This window comes from Oleiphilus sp. HI0080 (assembly GCF_001635135.1).
Window position 1 is genome coordinate 1 of record NZ_LWFU01000478.1, and the last position, 848, is coordinate 848.

Annotated in this window: 2 protein-coding genes; one reads left to right on the top strand and one right to left on the bottom strand. The window is 47.3% G+C overall.

Annotated elements, in window-relative coordinates; genetic code table 11:
* Positions 1 to 7: 7 nt before the first annotated feature.
* The gene (gene nth / locus A3751_RS09935; protein ID WP_082863166.1) at positions 8 to 619 is read left to right on the top strand and encodes an endonuclease III; all 612 of its coding nucleotides are present in this window, start codon (positions 8 to 10) and stop codon (positions 617 to 619) included.
* A gap of 51 nt (positions 620 to 670) precedes the next feature.
* On the opposite strand, the gene A3751_RS09940 is transcribed toward nth, so the two are convergent.
* Positions 671 to 848 (bottom strand): sigma factor-like helix-turn-helix DNA-binding protein (locus tag A3751_RS09940; protein ID WP_304439018.1); only part of this gene is annotated, 178 nt, incomplete at its 5' end.

Sequence of the window (848 nt, forward strand, 5' to 3'; positions counted from 1 at the left end):
CACCGAGATCTTCACTCGCTTCAAAAATGAAAACCCAAAGCCGGAAACGGAACTAAATTTCTCAAACCCGTTCGAATTACTGATTGCGGTCATCTTATCTGCTCAGGCAACGGACAAAGGCGTCAACAAGGCAACCGACAAACTATTTACCGTAGCAGACACCCCCTCAAAGATGGCGGAGCTAGGTGTAGATGGCTTGAAGGAATATATAAAGACAATCGGATTGTTCAACACCAAAGCCGAAAACGTTATCAAGACCTGCAAAATGCTGGTGGAACTACACAACTCCCAAATACCCGAAGATCGCACTGCACTTGAGGCTCTTCCCGGTGTTGGTAGAAAAACCGCCAACGTGGTTCTCAACACGGCATTTGGGCATCCAACCATGGCCGTTGACACACATATTTTCCGCGTCGCAAATCGCACCAAGATTGCGCCTGGAAAAAACGTGCTGGAAGTGGAAAAACGACTCGTTCGCTTGATACCTAAGGAGTTTTTAGTAGACGCACACCACTGGCTGATTCTTCATGGTCGATACACCTGTGTTGCACGCAAACCACGCTGTCAAAGCTGCATCATTGAGGATTTATGCGAGTTTAAAGAGAAAACCGGGGAATAAAAAACCGCCCGATGAACAAGTCAGCGGGCGGTTTCAATAACGAAAATTTGCTTACTTGAAGAGCATGTCGCCACTAAGACCCTGCTTCTCCAAAATGTCGCGCAGACGCTTCAAAGCCTCTACTTGAATCTGGCGTACACGCTCGCGCGTTAAACCAATTTCACTACCGACTTCTTCCAAAGTACTCATTTTATAACCGCGCAATCCAAAGCGACGAGAGAGCACTTCC